The 24,268-nt window shown below is 61.9% G+C and carries 22 protein-coding genes and 2 pseudogenes; 21 read left to right on the forward strand and 3 right to left on the reverse strand.

The window, feature by feature from the left end; genetic code table 11:
* Nucleotides 1–3: 3 nt before the first annotated feature.
* A pseudogene (locus tag AC0KTM_RS01140) lies at nucleotides 4–222 on the forward strand (transposase); the annotation flags it as partial.
* 557 nt (nucleotides 223–779) lie between these two features.
* A complete protein-coding gene (locus AC0KTM_RS01145) occupies nucleotides 780–1,178 on the forward strand; it encodes a hypothetical protein (RefSeq protein ID WP_174814222.1) in 399 nt (132 codons plus the stop codon).
* Here the strand turns inward: AC0KTM_RS01145 and AC0KTM_RS01150 are convergent.
* Nucleotides 1,094–1,555 (reverse strand): annotated as a pseudogene (locus AC0KTM_RS01150) (acetyl-CoA acetyltransferase); the annotation flags it as partial. The gene AC0KTM_RS01145 and the pseudogene AC0KTM_RS01150 sit on opposite strands and share 85 nt — an antisense overlap.
* A gap of 126 nt (nucleotides 1,556–1,681) precedes the next feature.
* Here AC0KTM_RS01150 and AC0KTM_RS01155 point away from each other — a divergent pair.
* The 9 genes from AC0KTM_RS01155 to AC0KTM_RS01195 all read left to right on the forward strand — a co-directional run bounded on the left by AC0KTM_RS01155 (nucleotide 1,682) and on the right by AC0KTM_RS01195 (nucleotide 10,084).
* Nucleotides 1,682–2,326 (forward strand): TetR/AcrR family transcriptional regulator, encoded by a 645-nt coding sequence (locus AC0KTM_RS01155; RefSeq protein ID WP_007168379.1) that lies wholly within the window; start codon nucleotides 1,682–1,684, stop codon nucleotides 2,324–2,326.
* A 49-nt stretch (nucleotides 2,327–2,375) separates the two neighbouring features.
* Nucleotides 2,376–2,816: a PaaI family thioesterase gene (locus AC0KTM_RS01160; protein WP_007168380.1), complete on the forward strand. Its 441-nt coding sequence runs from the start codon at nucleotides 2,376–2,378 to the stop codon at nucleotides 2,814–2,816.
* 52 nt (nucleotides 2,817–2,868) lie between these two features.
* The gene (locus AC0KTM_RS01165) at nucleotides 2,869–3,765 is read left to right on the forward strand and encodes an alpha/beta fold hydrolase (RefSeq protein WP_007168381.1); all 897 of its coding nucleotides are present in this window, start codon (nucleotides 2,869–2,871) and stop codon (nucleotides 3,763–3,765) included.
* Between the two features lie 47 nt (nucleotides 3,766–3,812).
* The gene (locus AC0KTM_RS01170; RefSeq protein ID WP_019732564.1) at nucleotides 3,813–4,028 is read left to right on the forward strand and encodes a hypothetical protein; all 216 of its coding nucleotides are present in this window, start codon (nucleotides 3,813–3,815) and stop codon (nucleotides 4,026–4,028) included.
* A 529-nt stretch (nucleotides 4,029–4,557) separates the two neighbouring features.
* The gene (gene ltrA, locus AC0KTM_RS01175) at nucleotides 4,558–6,006 is read left to right on the forward strand and encodes a group II intron reverse transcriptase/maturase (protein WP_007168383.1); all 1,449 of its coding nucleotides are present in this window, start codon (nucleotides 4,558–4,560) and stop codon (nucleotides 6,004–6,006) included.
* Between the two features lie 746 nt (nucleotides 6,007–6,752).
* Entirely contained in the window at nucleotides 6,753–7,343 is a 591-nt protein-coding gene (locus AC0KTM_RS01180) for a TetR/AcrR family transcriptional regulator (protein WP_007168385.1), read from the forward strand.
* Nucleotides 7,344–7,430: 87 nt separating this feature from the next.
* Nucleotides 7,431–8,732, forward strand: coding sequence for a cytochrome P450 (locus AC0KTM_RS01185; protein WP_007168386.1), 1,302 nt, complete (start codon nucleotides 7,431–7,433; stop codon nucleotides 8,730–8,732).
* Nucleotides 8,733–8,743: 11 nt separating this feature from the next.
* Nucleotides 8,744–8,935, forward strand: coding sequence for a ferredoxin (locus tag AC0KTM_RS01190; RefSeq protein WP_074021704.1), 192 nt, complete (start codon nucleotides 8,744–8,746; stop codon nucleotides 8,933–8,935).
* 132 nt (nucleotides 8,936–9,067) lie between these two features.
* The gene (locus tag AC0KTM_RS01195; protein WP_033717470.1) at nucleotides 9,068–10,084 is read left to right on the forward strand and encodes an LLM class flavin-dependent oxidoreductase; all 1,017 of its coding nucleotides are present in this window, start codon (nucleotides 9,068–9,070) and stop codon (nucleotides 10,082–10,084) included.
* Nucleotides 10,085–10,276: 192 nt separating this feature from the next.
* Here AC0KTM_RS01195 and AC0KTM_RS01200 read toward each other — a convergent pair whose 3' ends face one another.
* A complete protein-coding gene (locus AC0KTM_RS01200; protein WP_033712834.1) occupies nucleotides 10,277–11,146 on the reverse strand; it encodes a metal-dependent hydrolase in 870 nt (289 codons plus the stop codon).
* Between the two features lie 76 nt (nucleotides 11,147–11,222).
* Between AC0KTM_RS01200 and AC0KTM_RS01205 the strand changes: the two genes are divergently transcribed.
* A complete protein-coding gene (locus tag AC0KTM_RS01205; protein ID WP_057969459.1) occupies nucleotides 11,223–11,927 on the forward strand; it encodes a TetR/AcrR family transcriptional regulator in 705 nt (234 codons plus the stop codon).
* Between the two features lie 26 nt (nucleotides 11,928–11,953).
* Here the strand turns inward: AC0KTM_RS01205 and AC0KTM_RS01210 are convergent, their stop codons facing one another.
* Nucleotides 11,954–12,622, reverse strand: a complete 669-nt coding sequence (locus AC0KTM_RS01210; RefSeq protein ID WP_023900852.1) for a TetR/AcrR family transcriptional regulator — start codon at nucleotides 12,620–12,622, stop codon at nucleotides 11,954–11,956.
* 134 nt (nucleotides 12,623–12,756) lie between these two features.
* On the opposite strand from AC0KTM_RS01210, the gene AC0KTM_RS01215 reads away from it, so the two are divergent.
* From AC0KTM_RS01215 to AC0KTM_RS01255, 9 genes are all read left to right on the forward strand, one after another.
* Nucleotides 12,757–13,593 carry an SDR family NAD(P)-dependent oxidoreductase gene (locus tag AC0KTM_RS01215; protein WP_007168393.1) on the forward strand — a complete coding sequence of 279 codons (837 nt, stop codon included), beginning with the start codon at nucleotides 12,757–12,759 and terminating at the stop codon, nucleotides 13,591–13,593.
* 18 nt (nucleotides 13,594–13,611) lie between these two features.
* A complete protein-coding gene (locus AC0KTM_RS01220) occupies nucleotides 13,612–14,535 on the forward strand; it encodes a hypothetical protein (RefSeq protein ID WP_007168394.1) in 924 nt (307 codons plus the stop codon).
* Nucleotides 14,532–16,178: a flavin-containing monooxygenase gene (locus AC0KTM_RS01225; protein ID WP_007168395.1), complete on the forward strand. Its 1,647-nt coding sequence runs from the start codon at nucleotides 14,532–14,534 to the stop codon at nucleotides 16,176–16,178. The genes AC0KTM_RS01220 and AC0KTM_RS01225 overlap by 4 nt, the downstream gene beginning before the upstream one ends.
* Nucleotides 16,179–16,252: 74 nt before the next feature.
* On the forward strand, nucleotides 16,253–17,776 hold the full coding sequence (locus AC0KTM_RS01230) for a flavin-containing monooxygenase (RefSeq protein ID WP_007168396.1): 1,524 nt from the start codon (nucleotides 16,253–16,255) through the stop codon (nucleotides 17,774–17,776).
* Nucleotides 17,773–18,741 carry an alpha/beta hydrolase gene (locus tag AC0KTM_RS01235; protein WP_007168397.1) on the forward strand — a complete coding sequence of 323 codons (969 nt, stop codon included), beginning with the start codon at nucleotides 17,773–17,775 and terminating at the stop codon, nucleotides 18,739–18,741. Before AC0KTM_RS01230 ends, AC0KTM_RS01235 begins: the two co-directional genes overlap by 4 nt.
* A 177-nt stretch (nucleotides 18,742–18,918) precedes the next feature.
* A complete protein-coding gene (locus AC0KTM_RS01240) occupies nucleotides 18,919–20,376 on the forward strand; it encodes a cytochrome P450 (RefSeq protein ID WP_186246574.1) in 1,458 nt (485 codons plus the stop codon).
* Complete coding sequence (locus AC0KTM_RS01245) at nucleotides 20,373–21,029, forward strand: transglutaminase-like domain-containing protein (RefSeq protein ID WP_007168400.1); 657 nt, start codon at nucleotides 20,373–20,375, stop codon at nucleotides 21,027–21,029. The genes AC0KTM_RS01240 and AC0KTM_RS01245 overlap by 4 nt, the downstream gene beginning before the upstream one ends.
* A 32-nt stretch (nucleotides 21,030–21,061) precedes the next feature.
* The gene (locus AC0KTM_RS01250; protein ID WP_085981616.1) at nucleotides 21,062–22,678 is read left to right on the forward strand and encodes a long-chain fatty acid--CoA ligase; all 1,617 of its coding nucleotides are present in this window, start codon (nucleotides 21,062–21,064) and stop codon (nucleotides 22,676–22,678) included.
* Nucleotides 22,679–22,726: 48 nt separating this feature from the next.
* Nucleotides 22,727–23,869, forward strand: a complete 1,143-nt coding sequence (locus tag AC0KTM_RS01255; RefSeq protein WP_033712837.1) for an acyl-CoA dehydrogenase family protein — start codon at nucleotides 22,727–22,729, stop codon at nucleotides 23,867–23,869.
* Nucleotides 23,870–24,268 lie beyond the last annotated feature (399 nt).

Raw genomic sequence — 24,268 nt, forward strand, 5'->3', positions numbered from 1 at the left:
AAAGAACGACTCAACAAGGAAATCCGCCGGCGCACCGACGTCGTCGGAATCTTCCCCGACCGCAACGCCCTAATCCGCCTCGTCGGCGCGGTGCTGGCCGAACAACACGACGAATGGGCCGAATCCCGCCGCTACCTCGGCCTCGACGTCCTCAGCAAATCCCGCGCCGACCACACGCCATCAACAGAACAGGAGGACACCCCGGCGGCACTGACCGCCTAAACCACCAAGTCGAAGAATCACACGACGACGTCGTACACCACGTCCCTGGACTTGACCCCAACCCCGTCTCCCGCCGTTGGTACTGGCCGGCAGGTCATACCGAGATCATGAGGCATAGTTTTCGATTCCCGCTACCAGCAGTGCGACATTCGATCGGAAATGCACCGTCGAGTGCGGTCAGGGGGTCGAATCTGCGAGACCGGCTTTAGGAGAGCGGTCAAGCCCTTCTGGTTGAGGTCCAGAAGGGGTGTCTGAGCTGGTCATATAGCGCCATCGCACACCAAGCGAAACCACCGCGTGCCGACCAGTGCAGATAGCGGGTTTCAGGCTGCTGTGGTACGGGTCTCGTTGGCATAAGTGTGTCGTAGCGCGTGAACGAGCGCACCCGACCGTTTCCCGGATCGGACAGGTGGTTGTGGTGAGTGGTGCGGATCGGTGCGGATGTGTTGCATTGGTAGGCAGTCGATTTGGCGACAAAGGGTGCGGACAAATGGGGACACAGATGATGTTGGTCAGGATGGTAGAGCACGACGATGGGTGCGTCCTATGGTTCCCACGTGGTGAACATCAATTCGAAATCGGCAGCGCGCAAGCGTGTCCGGGAGGCGCAGAACAAGGCCAACGAGGCACGTCTGGAGCGTGAGCGTCAAAATGTCGATGACGCTGCGTCGTTCCTCGTCGAGCTTGGGCGGCTGGCCGCCGTCGACGAGTGGGAGCGCAACCGTATCCTCGAGATACACGCAGAGGGAGAGCGGCGCCGTCACGAACACCGCCAGGCCGGCGCGACAGCGTTGGCCCGGATGCAAGGCCGCGGTGAAAGCCTCACTGCGATCGCTGAACTGGCGGGAGTCAAAGTCGGTGAGGTAGCACACATCTCGGCTGGGCTCAATCCGGGACGTGTGTCGCCAAGTGACTCATCCTGTGCATCAACGGGTTTCGGATCGCGGAGCGCATGACCCGATTTGACTCTGCGGGCGGACTCGCCGGTCTCGGCTCCGACGACCAGCACCGCATCGCTGATACCGCGCACAATGTCCCCACCAAGGACCTCGACGAGGTATTGCGGTGTATTGCCGCCAATCGGGCAGCTGATGCGACGCCGGGGCGCCAGCCCAACCGCTTCGGCAATTCTCGACGCGGGATTGTCACGCGGAATCATCAGAATGCCCGGTGTCGCCACCGTATCGATCCGATGCCCGATCGCAGCGCCCGCGTCTTGCAATGCTCGACGCGCGGCTTCGCAAGCCAAATCGATGGGATCGACGACGCTGTCGCCGCGGTGCGTGATCTCACCGACCGCGACGACAACGGGAGTGCGGGGCGGAATCGCCAACGGTCAGGTCACGTTCATCGTCGGCACCTTTGTTGCGACATATTTGCGATATTGTCACATAAGTAGCCATGCGACAACCGGTTGGGTCGTTAATTCACGATCGGTCCGAGGCTGCATACTTGCTTCGTGACGAAGAAATCGTTGCGCTGGGGCACGGCACCTCCCACGACCCGCGACGTCGCCCGAGACCTCCTGCTCGATGCCGCCGAAGCGTGCCTGGAGGGCAAGGGGCTGCCGGGCACCACCATGGAGGACATCGCCAGACAGGCGGGGGTGTCGCGCGCCACGGTGTACCGCTACTTTCCAAGTCGTGAATCCGTCGTTTCCGGTGTCATCCTGCGTGCGGCCGAACGCTACCTAGACCGCATGCGTCGACGGATCGCAGTACATCGCGATTTGGGCACGGCAATACTCGATTTCGTCGAGGTCACGGTACGCGCCGCTCATCGCGAGCCGACAATCGGATTGCTGTTCGGCAGTGACGAGGAACTCGCCGGCGTGGGGTTGGCCAAGGGAACGTCGGTGGCTTTGTTTGAACTCGTGGCCGAGTTCCTTCGACCTGTCTTCGCTGCGCACTGGGACCAACTCGAGCCCGGGGTGTCGGTCGACGATGCCGCCGAATGGATCCTGCGAACCGTCCTCAGCCTGCTGTCGGTCCGCGGCCCCAGACACCGCAGCCCCGAAGGCCTCGATGCCTTTTTACGCCGATTCCTGCTTCCAGCTCTGCTCACCAACACCCAGCCTTGCGTCGATGCAACAAGTGCAGAGTAGTGTCTCAAACCATCGCATCGATATCCGTGGATGAGAAGGGGCGCTAACCATGGAGTTCGCGCAGTTCAATCAGCAGATCGCCAAGGAATTGCAGAACGCGGCGGCAACCACGGGAGGACTCTCCAAATACCTGGATTTTCGCCACACCGAGTTCGCCGCCGGGCGGCTGGTTGTGCAGATGGATGCTCGGGACGACCTTTTGACTCCGTTCGGCAATCTGCACGGCGGATGCCTGTCAGCAATGGTCGACCACTGCTTGGGCGTGGTGTTTTACCCGGTGATCCCCGCTGGATCGTGGGTCGCCACAACCGAATTCAAGCTGAACTTGCTGCAGCCCGTGTCAAGCGGAGTATGCGTCGCCGTCACCGAGATCATCGCGCTGGGCAAGCGCAGCGGTGTCGCCAGAATCGACATCACCAACGACGGGCGCGCGGTATGTGCCGCCCAAGGAACAGTGACCGTCGTTAGCCCTAGGGGGAATTCCTCGTGATGAAAAGGACCGATGGTATTGTCGTCCGACTTCACAACGGCGAGCGCACCCGATGACCGTTACGCTCGAGCGATTCCGCACCACAGACGGCGTCACCCTCACGGCGGATTGCTACCGGCACGACGCTGCCCGCGCCGTTGTGCTGCTCCTGCACGGCGGTGGTCAAAACCGACACGCCTGGGCGACCACAGCGCGCCGCTTGCACGCTCGTGGGTACACGGTCGTCGCGTATGACGCCCGAGGTCACGGCGACAGCGCGTGGGACCCTACCGGAAGATACGACCTCGGACGGCTAGCGTCCGATCTGCTGGCCGTGCGTGAACACGCGAGCACCGACCGCCCGCCGGCCGTCGTCGGCGCATCCTTGGGCGGCATGACCGTCCTGGGCACGCACTTGCTGGCGCCCGCCGACCTGTGGGGAGCCGTCGTCCTGGTCGACATCACTCCGCGAATGGAGTTTCACGGAGCACGCCGCGTCGTGTCGTTCATGGCCGCCCATCCTGACGGGTTCAGCACGCTCGACGACGCCGCGGACGTCATTGCCGAATACAACAGACATCGCACTCGGCCCAAGAACCCGGACGGACTCCGTAAAGTCTTGCGGCAACGCGACGATGGTCGGTGGATCTGGCGATGGGATCCGGCCTTCATCACTTCCAACTTCCAGTTTCTGCAAGGTGACCCCGCGACTGGTGCCGAAAAGTTCGACGCGATCAGCGAACTGCTTGTTGAAGGGGCCCGCCGCGTGCAGGCACCCACTCTTCTGGTGCGCGGCGTCCTTTCAGATGTGACATCGCAGCAGTCGGTCGACGAATTCCTCAAGGTCGTACCGCACGCCCAAGCGGTGGACGTCTCCGGCACCGGCCACATGGTCGCAGGCGACGACAACGATGCCTTCACCGCAGCCGTCGCCGGATTTCTCGACCGCACGATAAGCACTTCAGCGTGAAAAGCTCTGGGCTATCTGGCGCAGCCCGGGCTGGCCGCGCCAAAATCATGGCCGAGCTCGGCATCAAGGGGATCAGTCCGCGGAGGTTTAAGACCACCACGGTGGTCGATCCGGCCTCGTTTCCGCCGGATCTGATCGGCCAGCGCTTTGATAAGGGCCGACTCGACGCGGTGTGGTCCTCGGATATCGAGCGCCGTGAGGCGCTGTTCAACCGAACGGAGGTGAGAGACCACCGTCGCCGAGCCATCGCAGTGGCCCGGTAGAAGCTGGGGGCAGCCTGATCTAAAGAGACTTTGGTGAGGGTGGGAAGCAGCCCCGACAACGCCGGGACGGCCTGGTACTGCCAGACGGGTCGGGTCCGGCTAGCGAGACGGGAAGGTGTACGCGAGGAACCAGCGGCTGAACGCCTCTTAAGAGAAGACCACCAGCTCCAACCTGGCGGATGCGGGCTGGGCAGCGACGCGCACCCGCCCTGAGGGCGGGGAACTCGTGGGCCGGTTGATGTCGCCGGTTCGGGAGGTCACGGTGAAGGACTGCGGCGTAGCCGTGACGAGGTCGCAGGGGCATAGCTGGACACCTCACCCGTCAAACGGTTGACAGTGAACACGGGAACCACCGCGCCGGTCCCCGGTCAGATCCGGCAGCCAGCCGGGCTGGAGGGGTAGGCAGTCGTCGGCTGATGCCGGTGTGGTGGGGCGGAGGAGCCGTAGTAGTCCGAGGCCGGGAAAGCCGGTCGCATGGCAAAGGGCTCCAGCGGGTTCGCGGCGAGTACGCAGACTGTGGAGGTCACTTGTGAATACGAGTGCTTTGTGGCCCGACCCGGACACGGCCGAGCTGCGGGTACGCAGGATGCAACGCAAACTGCACCATTGGGCGGTTGATGAAAGCGACCGCTGTTTCGATGATTTGTACAACCTCGTTTATGACCCCGCATTCCTCACCCTCGCGTGGGAGCGGGTGCGGACGAACAAGGGTGCGCGCTCAGCCGGTGCCGATGGGACCGCACCGCGGTCTGTCGGTGCGGCAGAGGCGGTCGGACTGCTTCAGCGGCTCCGCGAGGAACTCAAGGAGCGGATATTCCGGCCGGATCCGGTGCGGGAGGTGATGATCCCGAAGGCGAACGGCAAGCTCCGCCGCCTGGGTATCGCGACCGTCGCCGACCGGGTCGTGCAAGCTTCGCTGAAGCTGGTGCTGGAGCCCATTTTCGAGGCGGACTTTCATCCGTGCGCATATGGGTTCCGGCCGGGCAGGCGAGCCCAGGACGCCATCGCTGAGATCCATCACCTCGCCAGCGGCTCACGGGCCTATCACTGGGTTTTCGAGGGAGACATCACGGCGTGCTTCGATGAAATCTCGCATTCGGCCCTTATGGGCCGGGTGCGGCGACGTGTCGGGGACAAACGCGTTCTGGCCCTGGTGAAGTCGTTCCTCAAAGCCGGGATTCTCTCGAAAGATCTCGGCTACCGGGACACCATCACCGGCACTCCGCAAGGCGGAATCCTCTCACCACTGCTCAGCAATGTCGCCCTGTCCGTTCTCGACGAGCACTTCGCCGCGAAGTGGAAGGCGCTCGGCCCGGAATGGACACGTGCCAAGCATCGACGCGCCGGAGTTCCGACCATGAAAATCGTCCGCTACGCAGACGATTTCTGTGTCATGGTCCACGGCACTCGCGCTGATGCCGAAGCGCTTTGGGACGAGATCGCAGCAGTGCTCGCGCCGATGGGCCTGCGCCTGTCGGTCGAGAAGAGCAGGATCTGCCACGTCGACGAGGGGTTCGAGTTCCTCGGCTTCCGCATCCAACGGCAGATCAAAAGGGGCACGACCAAGCACTACGTCTACACCTGGCCGTCGAAGAAGGCACTTATGTCCATCACCGACAAAGTCAGGAATCTGACGCGGCGACACAAACATCGAACGCTCGCTGATCTGCTGCGCCAACTCAACCCCGTCCTGCGGGGATGGTGCAATTACTTCCAGCACGGGGTGTCCAAACGCACCTTCGACTACCTCGACCACTTCACATGGTGGCGGGTGGTGACTTGGATGCGCAAACGGCACCACGGGCTGGCGTGGGGCGTCTTCCATCGACGGTTCCTGCCCAATTGGCAAATCCGCGAAGGCAAGACGGCGATGTTTCGGCCGCAGAAGGTAGAGGTCACCCGATACCGCTACCGGGGCACGAAAATCATCACCCCTTGGACAGCGAGGCCGACGGACATCACTGCACCAGTGGCCTGAATCCGTGGAGAGCCCGTTGCGGAGAAATTCGCTCGGCGGGTTCGGAGGGCGGGCCGGGGAAACGGATCGGTAGAAATGCCGACACCGCGCCCCGGTCCGACCCCTACACCTATCTGGGCTGCGGGGAGGGCGACATGTTCTTGTGCGCGATCCGCGACGAGCACTCGCGGCGGGCACTGGGTTGGGCTGTGGATGATCACATGCGCACCGAGTTGGTCACCGTGGCCGTGCAGCGGGGGGTGTTCGCGCGCGGTGGGCGCTGCGCGGGTAATGCTGGGACAACGTCGGCGCCGAGTCGCTGTGGTCGAGTTTCAAACAGGAATGCTACTACCGGCACACCCTACGCGACCAAAGCGGAATTGATTGCAGGAGTTGACAATTGGATGAACTTCTACAATAATCAACCAAGGCATTAAGCGATCGGGACGCGCTCACCTATCGACTACGAGCGGACGCTGAACCCTGTCGCGGAAGCAAGTTATCCGTGTCCATTTTTTCAGGGGAACCCCAGACTTCGATCGCGACGTTGGCATCAGCTCGAAGCGTGGCGGTCGCCAAGCCGATGTCGCGAGTTCCACCGGATGATGACAGTGCCATGGTGAGAAGTAGCGGAACCCGGACAGCCAAACCGGCGAAGTGCATTGTTGTCGGCGTGGTCCTCGATAGCCCCGACGGAACACTTGTGCAAGACGCATATCCTGCTCACCATGCCAACAGAGTCCGTTCGCCTCTCGTTTCGCCGGCATATGCGTGAGCAAGTCTTGAGGGCTGCCCGGACCCTCACTATCGAGAAGGGCTGGGATCGCGTTCGCATGGGTGAAGTCGCAGAGCTTGTCGGCGTGTCCCGCCCGACGCTCTACAAGGAGTTCACCGATAAGCAGGGACTGGGCGACGCGCTGGTTGTGGCCGAAGGCGAACGCTTCTTGAATGGCATTCACGCAGTTTTGGCACAACACGCCGGAGACGTCGGCGGGGGCATCACCGCTGCGGTGTCGTACACACTGAAGGAAGCGGAAGCGAGCCCGCTCTTGAAGGCGGTGCTGACATCGAACCGGCCTACGGACAGGACGGTCGCTGAGTCAACCGGTATGTTGCCGCTCCTGCCGACCTCTGCGTCGCTACTGGAGCTGTCCTCGGCAGCCCTCGTGACCTGGTTCAACGAGCACTTTTCAGGCCTGGACGCCAATGACGTCAATGATGTCGCCGATGCACTGGTAAGGCTGACGGTGAGTCACGTCGTGCTTCCGACCGCCGACGCCGAGACGACCGGGGAGCGCATCTCGCGGATCGCACTTCGCTATTTGGGCGTTCATTCCTCCGCAGGCGAGGCGCGTTAACACTAAGGATTTTATGTTCAAATGTTGACTCTGAAGGAATAATTGTAAACACTTGGAGTGGGGCCGCACGAACCTTAGGAGATTCTCATGATTGCCAGCACGACGTCCGCACTGAAAACGTCGGCGGAGCGGCGTTCAGCACGTCCATATGATTCTGCCGACTTGTCCTCGACTGCATTTTGGGCCGGCACCGCCGCCGACCGGGAGAAGACATACGCCGAACTGCGCAAACGTGCTCCCATCAGCTGGCACCCGCGAGTCGAGCACACCATGATCGACGACGGGAACGACCGGGGCTTTTGGGCTGTGGTTACGCATCCGTTGCTTGTCGAGGCGACCCGGCGACACGACGATTTCCTGTCAGGTCAGGGCATTGTCATGGAGTCGATCCCGCAGGAATTGCTCGACACCGCTCAAGGCTTCATTGCGATGGATCCGCCGCGTCATACCAAGATTCGACGATTGCTGGCATCCGCATTCACGCCGAAGCAGATGCGACTGATCCACCATCAGATCGAGGCCAACGCGAAGCGCGTCGTCGACGACCTGGCTCCACAGGGCAAGGCCGACTTCGTCGACGAATGCGCGGCGTTGCTGCCGATGCACAACATCTTCGACATGATGGGCGTGCCGGACTCGATGCGCCGCGACATCGCGTGGGAATCACGGTATGCCGGTGGGTGGAGCGACCCCGAGGTGATGGGCGACGACCCAGTCATACCTCGCCTTTTCCAAGCGATGGGATTCCTAGGCGACGGCGCCCGCGAAATCATCGCTGCACGTCGCCGGCAGCCCGAAGACGACCTCATGACGAACCTCGTTCAGGCTGAAGTGGACGGTGAAAAACTCACCGAAGATGAGATCGTCTCGTTTTTCATACTTCTCACGATCGCTGGGAACGACACCACGCGCCAAAGCACCAGTCATGCGATGAAAGCCTTGACCGACTTTCCCGATCAACGAGCGTGGCTGATGGAGGATTTCGACGGACGAATCAAAGGAGCGGTCGAAGAGTTCGTCCGGTGGGCCACCCCGATCATGACCTTCCGCCGAACGGCAGCTCGCGACTGCGACCTGGGCGGACAACAGATCACCGAAGGTGACAAGGTCGTACTTTTTTACAGCTCGGCCAACTGGGACACCACAGTGTTCACCAACCCGGAAAAGTTCGATTTGTCACGGGACCCCAACCCGCACGTGAGCTTCGGAGGTGGAGGTATCCACCACTGCTTGGGCAATCAGCTGGCGCGGCAGCAACTCGCCGCGCTCTTCCGGGAATTGCTGCACCGCCTGCCTGATATTGAAGTCTGCGGGCCACCCAGCTATACCGTTAGCACTTTCTTCCACGGGGTGAATCATCTTCCCGTCCGCTTCACCCCGACTACGTGAGGCAGCGTGGCATGAAAATCACAGTCGACCGCGATCGATGCTCGTCAATCGGGATGTGTGAAGGCCTGGCTCCCGACTTCTTCGAGGTCAGTAACGATGGGAAACTCCACATCCTGAATCCTGGGCCACCCGAATGTCACAGGGCACTGATCGAAGATGCCGTGGCGAGTTGCCCCACAGGCGCGCTCGCGTTGCACGATTGACAGACTGGCAGCAGCGAGATCCGGTGCAGCTGTTCGGCACTGGCTTCCGGCCGGTCCACGATGACTGCTCCTCGTCCAACGGGCTCGCCGACATCGCTCAGGAGCACAACACAACGCAATGGAGCCGCAGTAGTGAGTACCTTTGGACTCTCTGTCCTAGCCCCTGACCTTGCCGCGATGAAGGTCACCGCCACCGCGGCCGACCAGGCCGGGTTCGACGCGGTGTGGGCATCGGAGTTCTATACCCGGTCGGGATCCATCTCGATGGCGGCAATGGCCACCTCGACTGACAGGTGTCGCATCGGGTCGTCGATTCTCTACGGCGTCGGACGCAGCCCGCTGGTCTTGGCGACCGAGGCGCGCGATCTCGACGAACTGTCCGGCGGTCGCATCGTGCTCGGCATCGGCAACGGCACCAAACGGATGATGAGCAACTGGCACAGCGTCGCCGATACCAGCGCCCCCGCCCTGCGCGTCGAGGAACTCGTACCCCTTATTCGGCGCATCTGGAACCTGCACGAGGGACCAGTCCGCCACGAAGGCCGCTTCTACCAGATGAATCTCATCCCCAGCGGCCCGGTAGACCCGCCTGCGCGCGATATTCCGATCATCACCGCCGCGGTGCGCCCGCGGATGTGCGAAGCCGCCGGCCGGGTCGCTGACGGGCTGGCCGGGCATCCGCTCTTCACGACCGCCTACGTGGAGGAAGTCGTGCGGCCCGCGGTGGCCAAGGGCGCCGCACGCACCGGGCGCGATCCCGACGACGTCGAGATTGTGTCAATGGTCATGTGCTCCATCCACGACGACCCGGAAATCGCCCGTCGCGAGGTCGCGCAACAGATCGCGTTCTACGCATCAGTCAGAACCTACCAACCGCTGCTCGACTTCTGCGGATTCGCCAAACAGGGTGCCGTTATCCGAGAAGCCTTCGCACGCGGTGACTTTGCGGCCATGTTCGACGCGGTGACGGACGACATGATCGACGTGATGGGCGTCGCTGGCACCGCCAGCGAGGTGCGCGCCGGGCTGCGCCGCTACGAGGGGGTACTCGACCACATCATGCTCTACCCGCCGTCGGTGGGTATCGCACCTGAGCGGGTCGGCCAAAACCTCGGTGAGATGATCAAGCACTGCGCCCCCGGCCAGTAACATCCCGGTTCATGTAGGTGCGCCAGCGTCTGTGTCGACGACAACCCGCGGCGGTGAATGAGTCTCCCGTCTAATTCGAAATGACCGGTTCATCGACGGTGTGCTCCTGCCGGTACCGTAGGGATCGCCTTCGACGACGAGTTCGTAAGCCACCTAGTGCCAGTGCTTCTCTGCTCGCGCTCACCGTTGATGCTAGACGCGGCTCCCGATTCGCTGGGCGCCATCGGAGTCGAAGAGTTCTTTGGCCCAGCGTTCGAGGACTTCGGTGCTGTCCCAGTCGTCGGGGTGGAAGCCGGCGCGGGTGTAGGAACGGAAGCGCTGCACCGCGTCCGGGCTGAACAGTGGGGAACGACGGAAGGCTCGAAGGCTGCGCAGTAAGCGCAGTGGGTTGTAGGCTGCGCGGTCACCCGCCAGAGAGCGAGTGGTCTGGATGACCAACTCGGTGAACAAGATGACTGTGGCAATCCGCATTCCCCAGACCCTGGTGCGTTCGGTTCCACCGACCGTCTCGAAGACGTCGAAAGCGACGGCCTTGTGCTCGGATTCTTCTAAAGCGTGCCAGAGCAGAATCGGCCGGACCTCGGTGTCGCCGATCAGCTCTTGTGCCTCGTCGCTGGTCAGAATGATTTCGGCGAACGTCGCCGTGTAGTGCTCAAGGGCAGCCGTCACGGCCAGGCGCATCTTCGGAGAGAATCGCTTCTCGAGCCGGTCAACCAACTTCTTGATGTGCCGATCGATCCCGTCGGTCGGATAGCCCATCGCTTGGAGCCGCTCGTTAAGCAGCCGATGCTGGTGCCGGTGGGTGGCCTCCTGCGCGATGAATCCCTTGACCGCCTCTTGGAGGTCGGGGTCGCTGACCTGGTCACGGTACTGGCGCACCGATCGGATGAAGAAGTCTTCGCCCTCGGGGAACGTTGCCGACAAGGTAGAGACAAAGTGGCTCATCACCAAGTCGCCGTCGACGAAGTGCTGGCGACTGGTCCCAGCAGGCATTGCGAAACGGACACGGCGAGCCTTTGGCAGCACCCTCTTTGCTGGCCGTGTGGGCGACTCACTGGTCATGTGCTACTCCCATCTCCAAGCGGACCTCAATAATCTGACTTTATACCTAGTCAGATTTAGATGACAAACTGTGTCTATGCGTTCAGTCCGGGTGTATCGCGGAGTGTCTGCAGAGCAGCGCCATCAGCACCGGCGTACACGTCTCATCGACGCCGCTATCGAGCTGATCGGTACCCGAGGCGTGGCCGCCACCACCGTGACTGCCGTCTGCGCCGAGTCACGTGTCACCTCGCGTTACTTCTACCAGCATTTCTCCGACCGCGACGCGCTCTTGCGGGCCGTCTACCAGCAGCTCTATGCCACCTTCCAAGACGTAATAGTCCAAGCGATCCCAGACGCCGGCGCGCCACCCGACGTGTTGGCGTATGCCCCCATCCGCGCACTGGTCAACATGATCGAAGACGATCCTCGGCTGGCCCGCATTTTGTTCGTTGAATCCGCAACGGAGCCACTCCTTCGCGAGTTGCGGAGCCAATTGATGGCCGGTTTCGCCGACCTCGTGCTGCGCGAGGCCAGACTTCACCTGGATATCGCCGACTCTGCGGTGGGCGTCGCGCATCTGGCTTCAACCCTCGGTGTCGGAGGACTCTTCGAGGTTCTGCGCCGCTGGCTGGACGGCGAACTGGACTTCAGTACTGATGAACTCGTCCAACACTGCGCAGGTTTCCTGGGCAGCCTCGGCACCTACGTGCTGCTGCAGAACATAGGCGAGGCGCCGGTTCCTGAATCCGGGGCATCGGCAAACGCTCTATCGGCTCGCGGCCACGCCCGGCGATGCTGAGTGCGTGTCCGGTTTGACGCCCACGATCAGGACGGTAGCGTCCCGGGCACGTCATCGACGCTGAGCGCGTGCACCAGATAACGTTCAGCTAGGGTTTCGGCGAGCCGACTGGTGTGTTCGACGATCTCCTCCTGACTTACGTCGAGCAAGCCGGCATGCCAGGCGGTGATCAGCTCGACGAAGCCCCCAACCGCCACCAAGGTGTCCATGCGGAGCGCGGTTTCATCGGCATCCGGTCTCAGATGGGGCTTGCTCGCCGCGACCACGAGGTGCGTCGCCTCTTGCAGGGCAACAGCGCGCCGGTCTTGCAGCGGTGAGCTGCCCACGTGCTGGGTCAGCAAGATCTTTGCCCTGCCGGGATCTTGTGTGATGCGGTCGACCACCATAGAGATGGTCATGCGAATAGTCTCGAGGGGCGGCTGCCCGACGCGTTCTGCGAGGGTCGCGGAAACCTCACCGAGCATCTCGTTCCGTACCCCGTCCCAGGCGGCAACCAGCAACTCGTCGCGGGTCTTGAAGTCTTCATAGAAGTAGCGGTCGTTCAGGCTGGTCCGGGAGCAAACGCCCCTCATGGTGACTGCGGCCCAACCGCTTTCGCTCCAGATCTCGGTCGCGGCATCGATCAGACGCTGCCGACGTTCCGCGCGGCGTTCCGCGCCGGTACGCCCGCCCCATCGTTTCGCCTTCGTCCGCACATTTCCATCTTGACAAAGCAACGTAGGTCACACCAAACTGACGGCATGTGCCCACAATGGTGGCTGGTGCCACCAGTTGCTTTCGAGGCAGCGACGGAATCAACCGTCAGATCGCAGCAACGGCGGATACTCCGATGAGGCTGCTGCCGTTTGGGAATCCCCCCCGCCGGAGTGACCGTGCCGACGCGGTGATCACCGGTGCAGGCAGCGGCATTGGCCGCGCATTTGCCGTCGAGCTGGCGCGCCGGGGCGGCCGTGTGGTGTGCGCCGACATCGACGGCATTCGCGCCAAGGAGACAGCGGACCTGATCTCCAAGCTGGGCGGTCATGGCATCGGCGTTGTTTGCGACGTCTCAGACGAGCATCAGGTCCGGGATCTTGCCGATTCGGCCGAGAAGTGGTTCGGCGGCGCTCCCGGACTGGTGATCAACAATGCCGGAATTGGCGCTGGAGGCAACGTCGTCGGTGCGACATCCACGAGCGATTGGTCCGCGACGTTGTCGGTCAATCTGTGGGGAGTCATCCACGGCTGCGAAGTCTTTGTCCCGCGGCTCCGGGAACGTGGATTCGGAGGGCTCATCAACGTCGCGTCGGCGGCAAGCTTCGGTGCGGCCCCCCGCATGGCCGCCTACAACGTGAGCAAAGCGGGCGTACTCGCGCTGTCCGAAACCTTGGCAGCCGAGCTCAGCGGAACCGGCGTCACGGTGACCGTCCTATGCCCCACCTTCGTCAAAACAAATATCGTCGACAATCCACGCATCGAGGAATCGGCGGCCACGCTAGCCGCCAACTTGATGAAGTGGACCGGCGTATCACCAGAGTCGGTAGCACGAACCACCCTGGATGCGCACGACCGCGGCCAGCTATACGTCCTGCCGCAACTCGACGCCAAAATCCTCTGGCAGCTCAAGAGAACCATGCCGGGTACCTTCACCCACGCGATGGGACTCATCCAGCGAATAACGCGTTGACACAACCTAGGAGGAGACATGGCTTTCGAATACGGCGATATGCTGCAGACGATTAAAGACCGCCAGTGGGCGCTGGCCGACATCGACTGGGACGCACCGGGTGCCGAGTTGATCACCGACGAACAGCGCCCCAGCCTGAAACAGTTCATGTCAGACGTGGTATGGATCGAGCATGTCGGTGCCCGCGCTTTCGCGGCCATGGCCCCCAAGGCGCCGTTCGACGCGTTGGGTGAGATTTACAGGTATTTCCACGCCGAAGAGCAGCGGCACGCCAACGTGGAGCTCGCTCTCATGCATCGCTGGGGGATGCTCGAGGAGGGCGAGACTCCGGTGCCGAACAAGAACATCCGGCTGGTCATCGAATGGCTGGACCGATACGCCGAAGCACTTCCGTTGACGGTGATCGGTGCTGCCATACCGGCTTTAGAAACCGCTCTGGACGGAGCACTGTTGAAGTTTTTGGTGGACGAGGTGTCAGATCCCGTGTGCGGCGAAGTTTTCGCCAAGGTCAACAGCGACGAGTCTCGCCACCTGGCGGTGGGTTTTCAGGTGCTCAACGACCTGGGCGCCAGCCCAATGAGGATCCATGCGATTCAGACGGTGGGAGCTCTTATCGACCCGAGGGTACTTACCGGTGCGTTGCTTTACATCCCGCTGCTGACCCGGATGCTGATAAACCTGAACGCCTGGGGCCTGTCCGAGGAAAGGCTGTACAACGCAGTCACCCGCTACTCGAACGTCGGCGATCGCAGCGAGCACACCCGCCGTGTTCCCCCCTATCACATCCTCAAGGCCCATATGTCTGCCACGATCAAGCACTCCCAACCGCTGCACTTCATCTCGCAGCGCCTCGGTAGGGTGATCGACCACTTCCCCACGCAAGTGCTCGGCAAGACGCCGTCATGGACTGATGAGCTGACCTATGAACCGGTGGCCAGATGAGCGACACGACCAGTGTTCTGATCATCGGAGCCGGCTTTGCCGGACTTGGCACGGCGATCCAACTACTCAAGCGGGGTATCGACGATTTCGTCATCCTGGAGCGCGCGGGCGAGGTCGGAGGAACCTGGCGTGACAATAGCTATCCCGGTGCCGCCTGCGACATTCCGTCATTGTTGTATTCGTACTCCTTCGAACCAAATCCGGACTGGTCGCGTGCGTACTCGGGAAGCAGCGAGATACTCGCCTACATCAAGGCCATGGTCGACAAGCACGCGCTGGCGCGCTTCATCTGTTTCCACGTCAACGTGACCGGCCTGGCGTTCGACGAAGACAGCGGCACGTGGACCGTCGAAACGGATGGCGGGTCAAGCTACCGGTCGCGCACGGTGGTGATGGCAAGCGGCCCACTGGCCAATGCAAATTTTCCTGACATTCGCGGACTGCACAGCTACGCAGGCCACAAAATCCACAGCGCGCGCTGGGATCACGACTATGACATGAGCGACAAACGTGTTGCGGTAATCGGTACCGGGGCGAGCGCGGTGCAGATTGTTCCGGAATTGGTGAAGACGGCGCGATCAGTCAAAGTGTTTCAACGGACGCCCGGTTGGGTGCTTCCCCGGCCTGATTTTCCGCACCCCAGTGTTGCCAAGGCCGCGTTTGGTCGGCTACCGATTCTGCAGAGCGCCGCTCGCCAGGCATGGTTTTGGGCGCACGAAGTCATGGCCGTCGGCATGGTGTGGAACACCCCGGCCACTACCGCCATCGCCTGGGCGGCCAAGGCGAACCTTCGTCGCCAGGTGAAAGATTCGTGGATGCGGCGACAACTGACGCCCGACTTCCGGCCCGGCTGCAAGCGCATGCTGATGACCAGCGACTACTATCCGGCTCTCCGACAGAACAATTGCAAACTCATCACCTGGCCGATCGCGACCATCTCGCCCATCGGCATTCGCACCGCGGACGGCATCGAACACGAGGTGGATTGCATCGTATTCGCGACCGGCTTCGATGTGTGCAAGGCCGGCACACCGTTTCCCATCACCGGCGTGGACGGTCGAAAGCTTGCGGAGGAATGGTCTAACGGCGCCTACGCCTACAAGAGCGTCAGCGTCTCAGGCTATCCCAACCTCTTTTTCACCTTCGGGCCGAATTCCGGGCCAGGACACAACTCGGCCTTGGTCTACCTGGAAGCGGAGATCCGCTACATCGTCGACGCCATCGGCATAATCATCGAAGGCGGTATTCAGACCTTCGACGTCAAAGAGGACCGGCAGAACAGCTATCACGCCCAACTCCAGCGTCGGCTTGCCGGCACGACGTGGAACTCCGGATGCAAGAGCTGGTACCTCACCGAAGACGGCTATAACGGGACCATGTATCCCGGCTTCACCACCCAATTCGCCCGACAACTAGCGAGGGTCGAGCTCGACGATTACTCGATGAGTTCACAGCCCCCTCCCCGCAAGAAGCCCAGGCGGGCGCGGCCCGAGTTGGCCGCGGAGAGTTCGCACGGCGCAAGCAAAGGAGGACGGCAGCGCAACGACGATCGCGTGTCCGTCGACAAGCGCGAAGGTGTTCGTTTCTCGGCGCAAACCGCTTCACCCGAGGCAGCATCACCGCGGATGGTGGATCGTGCTTGAGCCGCGACTGGCTCCGGCTAGGCAGTCGGCGACAGGTGCCTGGCATCAGCCCCCAGATAAGCCAGAAGGACGGTATGGACCACAGCGATAAGCACCGCTTCGAAATCATCGTGATCGGTGCAGGATTCTCCGGGATCGGAATGGGGATAAAACTCCTGAAAGCCGGCTTTTCGGACTTTCTTATTGTCGATGAGGCAGACGACGTAGGCGGAACGTGGCATTGGAACACCTATCCGGGCATCGCCGTCGACATTCCGTCGTACAGCTACCAATTCTCCTTCGAAAAACGGTCGTCATGGTCGCGGACGTATGCGCACGGCAACGAGTTGAAGGACTACGCAAGACACTGCGCGCACAAGTACGGTCTTAGCCCACGAATCCGCTTCGCCGTCAAGGTGACTGAAGCTTGGTTCGATGAGGACGCGACCCTGTGGCGCTTGCACACGGCCGCAGGACAGGACCTATCCGCGCGCTTCGTGATCAACGCCTCGGGCGTCCTGACACGCCCCAAGCGGCCGGATATCTCCGGTGTCGATGATTTCGGCGGGATCACCATGCATACATCCCGCTGGGACCACAACGAAGACATCGCCGGCAAGAGGGTGGCTGTCATCGGAACGGGCGCGTCGGCAGTGCAGTTGATCCCGGCAATCGCGAAAGACGTCAAGGCGCTGACCGTGTTCCAGCGCACACCGATCTGGTGCCTGCCGAAACTGGACTTCCCGGTGCCGCGGCTGGCAAGAGGGTTCCTCAAATACGCTCCCGGCGGACAACTCGCGGCGCGCGCAGCGAGTCAAACCTTCGTCGAAGTCACGTTCCCTGTCGCCGCTCACTTCCACACCGCCATTCCCTTGGCGTCACTCATCGAGCGTGCCGCGTTGCGGTACATGCGCAGCCAGGTGACCGACCCCGCCGTCCGTCAAAAACTGACCCCCCGTTACGCGCTCGGGTGTAAGCGCCCAAGCTTTCACAACGAGTACCTGGCCACATTCAACCGAGACAACGTCCACCTCGAGACCAGTCCGATAAGCCACTTCGATGCCGCCGCCGTCCACACCGTCGACGGCCGATCGCACGAGATCGACGTCCTCATCCTCGCCACAGGCTTCAAAGTGATGGAACCGGAGAACATGCCGACCTATTCGCTCAGGGGGATCGGTGGACTCGATCAAGCCAAGTGGTGGGACGAGAATCGGCTCCAAGCGTACGAAGGCGTCAGCGTGCCCGGATTCCCCAACCACTTCTCCATCTTCGGACCCTATGGATACAACGGTTCCTCGTACTTCACGCTCATTGAAGCCCAGACCAGGCACATCGTGCGATGCCTTCACCATGCGCGGTCCCGGCACGCCAACTACGTCGAAATAACCCGGCAAGCCAACGACCGCTTCTTCGCCGAAATGCTCAAACGCCGCCACCGCCAAGTCTTTTGGCAACCCAGCTGCGCAACCGCCAATAGTTACTACTTCGACAAACACGGCGACGTACCGCTACGCCCGACGACCACCCTCGAATCTTTCTGGCGTAGTCGCACCTTCGACCTTGGTGACTATTCGTTCGAGCGGCGCACCACTGAAAAGGTACTTAGCTCATCGTGACAACCCTTTACTCGGAACAGCATCCGAGCACGGCAAGTTATCTCATCGCGACGTCGGCCCGCGGGATCCTGCGCCCACTGACGCAAGCACTACCGTCTAACCAGTACGGGCTCGCGGTAATGGACCGGGTGCTTCGGGCGGCGCTCATTGCGTCCCGCCCGCGGCGCGGATTGCGAGTTGAACAGGTCGACACCGTCTTTGCTGGCGATCGGGTGAGAGGCGACTGGATCGTTGCCCCGGACGTCGACCCGGACGGGCCGCCGATTCTCTATATCCACGGCGGCGCCTTTTCCATGTGCTCCCCGCAGACCCATCGTGGTCTGCTAGGCGAACTGTCTGCCGCGTCGCTCAGGCCGGTGTTCGCCGTCCGCTACCGCCTGGCTCCGCGATACCCGTATCCCGCGGCCGCCGACGACGCACTGAGGGCCTACCGGTGGTTGACCGGCTCTGAAGAATCGGCGTCAAACCGCACGGTGGCGATCGCGGGAGATTCGGCGGGCGGCCAACTCGCCGTCGCGACCTCGTTGGGCGCGCTCGCACATCGCTCCCCGCCGCCCGATGGCATGTTACTCATGTCCCCCGTCGTCGATCTGACGTGCCAGCTGGCGATGGCACGTGAAACTCGCCGCCGCGATCCTTTCGCATCGGCCCGGTCCGCAACGCGTGCGCTCAGCCTCTATGTAGGCGATGCCCACCCGACCGACCCCCGCGTCAATGTCCTCGCCGCAGATCTCACCGGCTTGCCGCCGACATTGATCCAGGTCGGTGGAAGGGAGATGCTGCTCGACGACTCCCGTCAACTCGCCGAGCGCATGCGCGCCGCAGGAGCATCCGTGCGGCTTCAGGTGTTTCGCGGCCAGATTCACGTGTTCCAAGCCCTGTTTCGACTCTTGCCCGAGGCGCGTCACGCTTTGCACCTCAGCGGAGCGTTTCTCACAGACAGGGCCGAAGACACGTTTCCTTGACGCACGGGCCGAACGCAGGCAGGCGGCTAGCGCGCAGCAACCGCTTTTGTCACGCCCCACCGCGAAGGACCCGTTTGACAAACAGGGCAATTATGTATAACTATTAACATTGGTGGCCCAACTGTAAACAGCTGGTCGATCCTCCATCCCACGACGACCACAGGCCGGGGAGCGACAATGGTTAACCCGCTACACGCACCCGTCGATAAAGCCCGGGAACGGTTATCTTCGGTCATCTTGATTCCCGCGCCGCAACGGGTGGACGACGGACTTCGCCGGTGGAGTCGGCGGTGGCCAGTGCGTGAACTAGCCGCGCCCCCGGCCGGAAGCGGATTGCGACCGGTTCTCGGTGATGCCGGGCTCCCCTTGGTCGGGCACACCCTCGACTACATCCGGTTTGGGTCCGACCTGGGCAGAGAGCGCTACGAACGGTTCGGATCTGTCTCGTGGATGGGAGCGTTCGGTACCAAAATGGCGGTCATCGCGGGCCCCCAAGCTACCCAGGAGGCGCTCACCACCAACGCAAAGGCGTTCTCGCAAGACGGCTGGGCCTTTCTCATCGACGCGTTCTTCCACCGCGGATTGATGCTGATGAGCTTTGACGAACACCTCATGCACCGGCGCATCATGCAGGAGGCCTTCACGCGGCCGCGACTGGCCGGCTACGTCACCCAAGTGACCCCTTGCGTCCGCGCAACCCTGCCCACGTGGCCGACCGGCCCGTCCGTCCGCATGTACCCGCTGTTGAAAAACCTGACCCTCGACATCGCCACCGATGTGTTCATGGGTGGCCGAGGCAAAGACAGCAGCGACGCCATTAACCAGGCGTTCGTCGCTACGGTACGCGCGGCCAGCTCACTCGTCCGCGCGCCGCTTCCCGGCACCCGCTATCGCGCCGGGGTCCGCGGCCGACGGGTGCTTGAGGAATACTTCGCCCGGCACTTGCCGGCCGCCCGGGCCGGCAACAGCAATGACCTGTTCGCCGCGCTGTGCCATGCCAGCACCGAAGACGGACAACGTTTCAGTGACTCCGATGTCATCAACCACATGATTTTTCTGATGATGGCCGCTCACGACACATCGACCATCACCACCACCGCGGTAACTTATTACCTGGCAAAGCATCCAGAATGGCAAGATCGGGTTCGCGCCGAAAGCGATGCTCTCGGCGACCGATCACCCGAGATCGACGATTTGGAAGCGCTCAGGTCGCTCGATCTGGTGATCAAGGAATCCATGAGACTCGTGGCGCCGGTCCCGCTAGTCATGCGCAAAACAGTGCAAGACACCGCAATAGACGGCCACTACATTCCCCGCGACACGCTTGTGGCGATCACTCCCGCCGTCAACCATTTCGTCCGCGAAGTCTGGCATAACCCGGATCGCTTCGACCCCTTACGTTTCGACGACCCGCGCCGCGAGGACCAAGCTCACCGCTTCGCGTGGCTGCCCTTCGGCGGTGGCGCGCACAAATGCATCGGCATGCACTTCGGCACCCTCGAGGTCAAAGCGATCCTGCACCAGATGCTGCGCACGTTCACCTTCGGCCTCGACACCGACTACCGCATCCGCTGGGACAACACATCGCTGCCGATCCCGGTCGACGGGTTACCGATCACGCTGCGCCGCCGATGAAGACAGAATTTGCGCGGTTCCTCGCAGCCACCGAATTCCTCGACTGGAAACACGATGCCGTGCAGCAGTTCACCGAATCGGCGACACGCAACGCCACCGATTCCGTCGATAAGGCGTGCCGCATCTTCACCGCTGTCCGTGATTCGATCTGGTACGACCCGTATTCCGTCTCCGACGACCCGCGCCAGTACCGAGCCAGCGCGGTCGCCGTCGCCGAGCGCGCCTACTGTGTCCCCAAGGCGGTGCTCTTGACGGCTGCATGTCGCGCCGCGGGGATTCCGGCGCGGTTGGGTTTCGCCGACGTCCGCAACCATCTACAGACCGCGAGTCTCCGTGAACGGATGGGTGGTTCGGACGTTTTCGTCTACCACGGCTACAGTCAAATACTGCTGAATGGTCGGTGGGTCAAGGCCACACCGGCATTCAACCGCGAGTTATGCGCGCGCTTCCGCGTCGCTCCCATCGAATTCGACGGTCAGCGAGACGCCATGTTGCACGCCTACACAGGCGACGGCTCTCAACACCTGGAATACCTCCATGACCGTGGTGTTTTCGACGACCTTCCCCTCACGGAAATCATCGACGCGCTGCGCGACAATTACGGCGAACTCATCTACGAACCTCCTCCAGTGCCGGACTCATTCACCAACTAGCAGTTTGAAGGATTGTGCCTGTGCAAAGCACCATGCAGGATATCCCCTTGACCGTAGCCTCGATCGTCAGGCACGCGACATCCATCCACGCTGACAGCCAAGTCGTCACGCCGACCGGATCGGGCTACCGCACAACGACCTACGGTGCGCTCAAGCGACGAATCAGCCAGTTGGCCAACGCACTACGGAGTCTGGGCATAACTGACGATCAGCGCGTGGCCACCTTCCAATGGAGCAATCAGGAACACCTGGAAGCCTACTGTGCGGTGCCGTCGATGGGCGCGGTGCTTCACACCCTCAACCTTCGACTCACCGCAGAACAACTTGGCTACATTTCAGATCACGCCGACGACAAGGTCATCATCGCGGACGTCTCTGTGGCACCGCTTCTAGCGAAGGCACTGCCGACGATGTCGTCGGTGCACACCGTGATCGCAGCGGGCGACGGCGACCTGGAGCCGCTGCTGGCCAGCGGTAAAAACGTGCTGCGCTACGAGGACCTGCTTGCTGATCAAGACGGCGAATTCGACTGGCCAGAGCTCGATGAGAGGTCGGCCGCGGCGATGTGCTACACCAGCGGCACTACCGGAAACCCGAAAGGTGTTGTCTACAGTCATCGTTCCACCTATTTGCACTCGCTGACTGGCTGCACACCCAACGTGCTGTCCATCGGTGAAGAAGACCGCGTCTTGGCGATCGTCCCGATGTTTCACGCGAACGCATGGGGGCTGATCTATTCCGCGCTGATGTGTGGAGCCGACCTCGTGCTGCCCGACCGATACCTGCAGGCGGCACCGTTGGTTGCCATCATCGAGGACACGCAGCCGACCGTGGCCGGTGCGGTACCGACGATCTGGAATGACGTGCAGCATTTCCTGGAATCCGAACCGGAGCACGATATTTCGTCGCTACGCCTGGTCGCCTGCGGCGGGTCGGCCGTTCCAAGGTCACTGATGGAGCACTTCGAGAGTGAATTCGGTGTCCCGATCCTGCAGGCCTGGGGGATGACCGAAACCTCGCCGCTGGCAACCGTGGCGCGCGCGCCGAAGGGGACCAACGGCGAGCGCCAATGGGAGCTACGCGCTTGTCAGGGTCGTCCCGTCTGCGGTGTCGAGATTAGGCTGCGTGGCGACGATGGCCGTACCCTGCCCTGGGACGGACGGTCTATCGGCGAGATCCAGGCCCGCGGACCGTGGGTCACCGGCTCGTACTTCGGCGACAACGACTCCGACAAGCTCGACGAAGGATGGCTGCGCACCGGCGACGTGGGTCGCATCGATCAACACGGCTACCTTACGCTTACCGACCGGGTAAAAGACGTCATTAAGTCAGGTGGCGAATGGATTTCCTCGGTCGACTTGGAGAATGCGCTCGTTGCCCATCCAGCCGTGCATGAGGCGGTGGTGATCGGCGTGCCCGACGAGAAGTGGCAGGAAAGACCCTTGGCGTTGATCGTCACGAAGACCGAAACCAGCTTGGATATCAACGAATTGCGGGTCTTCCTGGACGGCGCGGTCGCCAAGTGGTGGATCCCGGAGCGCTGGGCGTTCATTGCTGAGGTTCCCCGAACCAGTGTGGGCAAATACGACAAAAAATTGCTGAGAGCACGCCACGGCGCCGGCGAATACCAGGTCGTGTACTGCGGCTAACCCGAAAAGCCGCCAACGTCGTCAGCAGCACCTAACCGAAAGGACACCATGACAGTCGCCTCACCTTGGCTCAGCCCGGAATTGGAAGCGCTTCGTGATCTCGCCGCAAAGTTCGTTGCCACTGAGATTGCACCCCACTCAGAGCGCTTCGCCGAGCAACACCATGTCGACCGGGCGGTGTGGGAACGAGCAGGCGAGCTGGGCCTGCTGTGCATGTCGATGCCGGTCGAATACGGCGGCGGCGGCGGGACGTTCGCGCACGAAGCAGTTCTGCTCGAAGAGCAAGCTCGAATCGGGGACAGTTCGTGGGGCGCCGGCCTGCACAGCGGCATCGTCGCACACTACATCCTGCACTACGCACGGGAAGACCTGAAAAGGCAGTGGTTGCCCAAGATGGCGTCGGGCGAATTGATCGGTGCCATTGCGATGACGGAGGCTGGAACCGGATCTGACCTTCAAAGCGTGAAGACGCGCGCCGTCCTCGATGGGGACGAGTACGTCATCACCGGCTCGAAGACGTTCATCACCAATGGTCAGCAAGCCGATCTCGTCGTCGTCGTGGCCAAGACCGACCATACCCAAGGCGCCAGCGGTATCTCGCTGATCGTCGTGGAAGCCGATCGCCCCGGGTTCCGGAGAGGACGAGTCCTCAGCAAAATAGGTCAGCGCGGTCAGGACACATCTGAATTGTTTTTCGACGGCGTGCGCGTCCCCAAGACGCATCTGCTAGGCGACACCGAGGGGCAAGGCTTCTTTCAGCTGATGACGCAACTGCCGCAGGAGCGACTTATCGTCGCGGTCGGAGCGGTTGCCGCCATGGAATTGGCCTTGCACCAGACGATCGAATACACGCGCCAACGAGAAGCATTCGGGCGAACGATCTTCGGGTTCCAAAATACCAAGTTCACCCTCGCTGAAGCCGCCACCGAAACAAGGATTGCGCGAGTGTTCCTCGACCACTGCATCTGTCTGCATCTCGACGGTAAGCTCGACGTGCAAACTGTCGCGATGGCCAAATGGTGGACGACGGAACGGGCGATGAAAGTCCTCGACGACTGCCTGCAGCTGCACGGCGGGTACGGATACATGACGGAGTATCCGATTTCGCGTCTCTGGGTTGATCAGCGAGTACAGAAAATCTACGCGGGGTCTAACGAAATAATGAAAGAGATTATTTCGAGGTCGCTTTGACAAGATAGCGACGACCGAACGCCCGGTGTATCAACGCAGATGAGGATCTGCTATTCGAGACAGGCAAGCTCCACTGCAGACAAAAGCCATCCCGGTGCCGTATCGGCGGACACGGCGGATCCGTCAAGCTCCCGCGGTTCCCCCTGGCCTCAGGGCTTATTCGCGGACGAGGAGTGTCCGGCTGCAGCTGTCCTCTCGCCACGATTCGTTCTCACGACGTGAATCCCGGAATCCGGCAACGCCGTCAGCCCACGTTGCCGACCTCGGCGATCTTGATTCCAGTAAGGAAACTTCTCACATGCTGCGTCGGGGGCGTGATGCATCACGTCAAGTTGCCCGCGAAACCTGATCCATGCATCACGTAAGGAATGCCCGCGAAAACGAGGTCAACTGGCGGTC

It is taken from the genome of Mycobacterium sp. NTMscope_Eco_3 (genome assembly GCF_976985685.1).

What these genes read in the sequence shown, in the direction of transcription:
- AC0KTM_RS01160 (WP_007168380.1), top strand. Translation starts at nt 2,376, where the DNA reads ATGGAGTTCGCGCAGTTCAATCAGCAGATCGCCAAGGAATTGCAGAAC.
- AC0KTM_RS01215 (WP_007168393.1), top strand. Translation starts at nt 12,757, where the DNA reads ATGAGGCTGCTGCCGTTTGGGAATCCCCCCCGCCGGAGTGACCGTGCC.
- AC0KTM_RS01165 (WP_007168381.1), top strand. Translation starts at nt 2,869, where the DNA reads ATGACCGTTACGCTCGAGCGATTCCGCACCACAGACGGCGTCACCCTC.
- AC0KTM_RS01245 (WP_007168400.1), top strand. Translation starts at nt 20,373, where the DNA reads ATGAAGACAGAATTTGCGCGGTTCCTCGCAGCCACCGAATTCCTCGAC.
- AC0KTM_RS01230 (WP_007168396.1), top strand. Translation starts at nt 16,253, where the DNA reads ATGGACCACAGCGATAAGCACCGCTTCGAAATCATCGTGATCGGTGCA.
- AC0KTM_RS01185 (WP_007168386.1), top strand. Translation starts at nt 7,431, where the DNA reads ATGATTGCCAGCACGACGTCCGCACTGAAAACGTCGGCGGAGCGGCGT.
- AC0KTM_RS01225 (WP_007168395.1), top strand. Translation starts at nt 14,532, where the DNA reads ATGAGCGACACGACCAGTGTTCTGATCATCGGAGCCGGCTTTGCCGGA.
- AC0KTM_RS01250 (WP_085981616.1), top strand. Translation starts at nt 21,062, where the DNA reads ATGCAGGATATCCCCTTGACCGTAGCCTCGATCGTCAGGCACGCGACA.
- AC0KTM_RS01170 (WP_019732564.1), top strand. Translation starts at nt 3,813, where the DNA reads ATGGCCGAGCTCGGCATCAAGGGGATCAGTCCGCGGAGGTTTAAGACC.
- AC0KTM_RS01220 (WP_007168394.1), top strand. Translation starts at nt 13,612, where the DNA reads ATGGCTTTCGAATACGGCGATATGCTGCAGACGATTAAAGACCGCCAG.
- AC0KTM_RS01205 (WP_057969459.1), top strand. Translation starts at nt 11,223, where the DNA reads ATGCGTTCAGTCCGGGTGTATCGCGGAGTGTCTGCAGAGCAGCGCCAT.
- AC0KTM_RS01240 (WP_186246574.1), top strand. Translation starts at nt 18,919, where the DNA reads ATGGTTAACCCGCTACACGCACCCGTCGATAAAGCCCGGGAACGGTTA.
- AC0KTM_RS01180 (WP_007168385.1), top strand. Translation starts at nt 6,753, where the DNA reads ATGCGTGAGCAAGTCTTGAGGGCTGCCCGGACCCTCACTATCGAGAAG.
- AC0KTM_RS01190 (WP_074021704.1), top strand. Translation starts at nt 8,744, where the DNA reads ATGAAAATCACAGTCGACCGCGATCGATGCTCGTCAATCGGGATGTGT.
- AC0KTM_RS01200 (WP_033712834.1), bottom strand. Translation starts at nt 11,146, where the DNA reads ATGACCAGTGAGTCGCCCACACGGCCAGCAAAGAGGGTGCTGCCAAAG.
- AC0KTM_RS01255 (WP_033712837.1), top strand. Translation starts at nt 22,727, where the DNA reads ATGACAGTCGCCTCACCTTGGCTCAGCCCGGAATTGGAAGCGCTTCGT.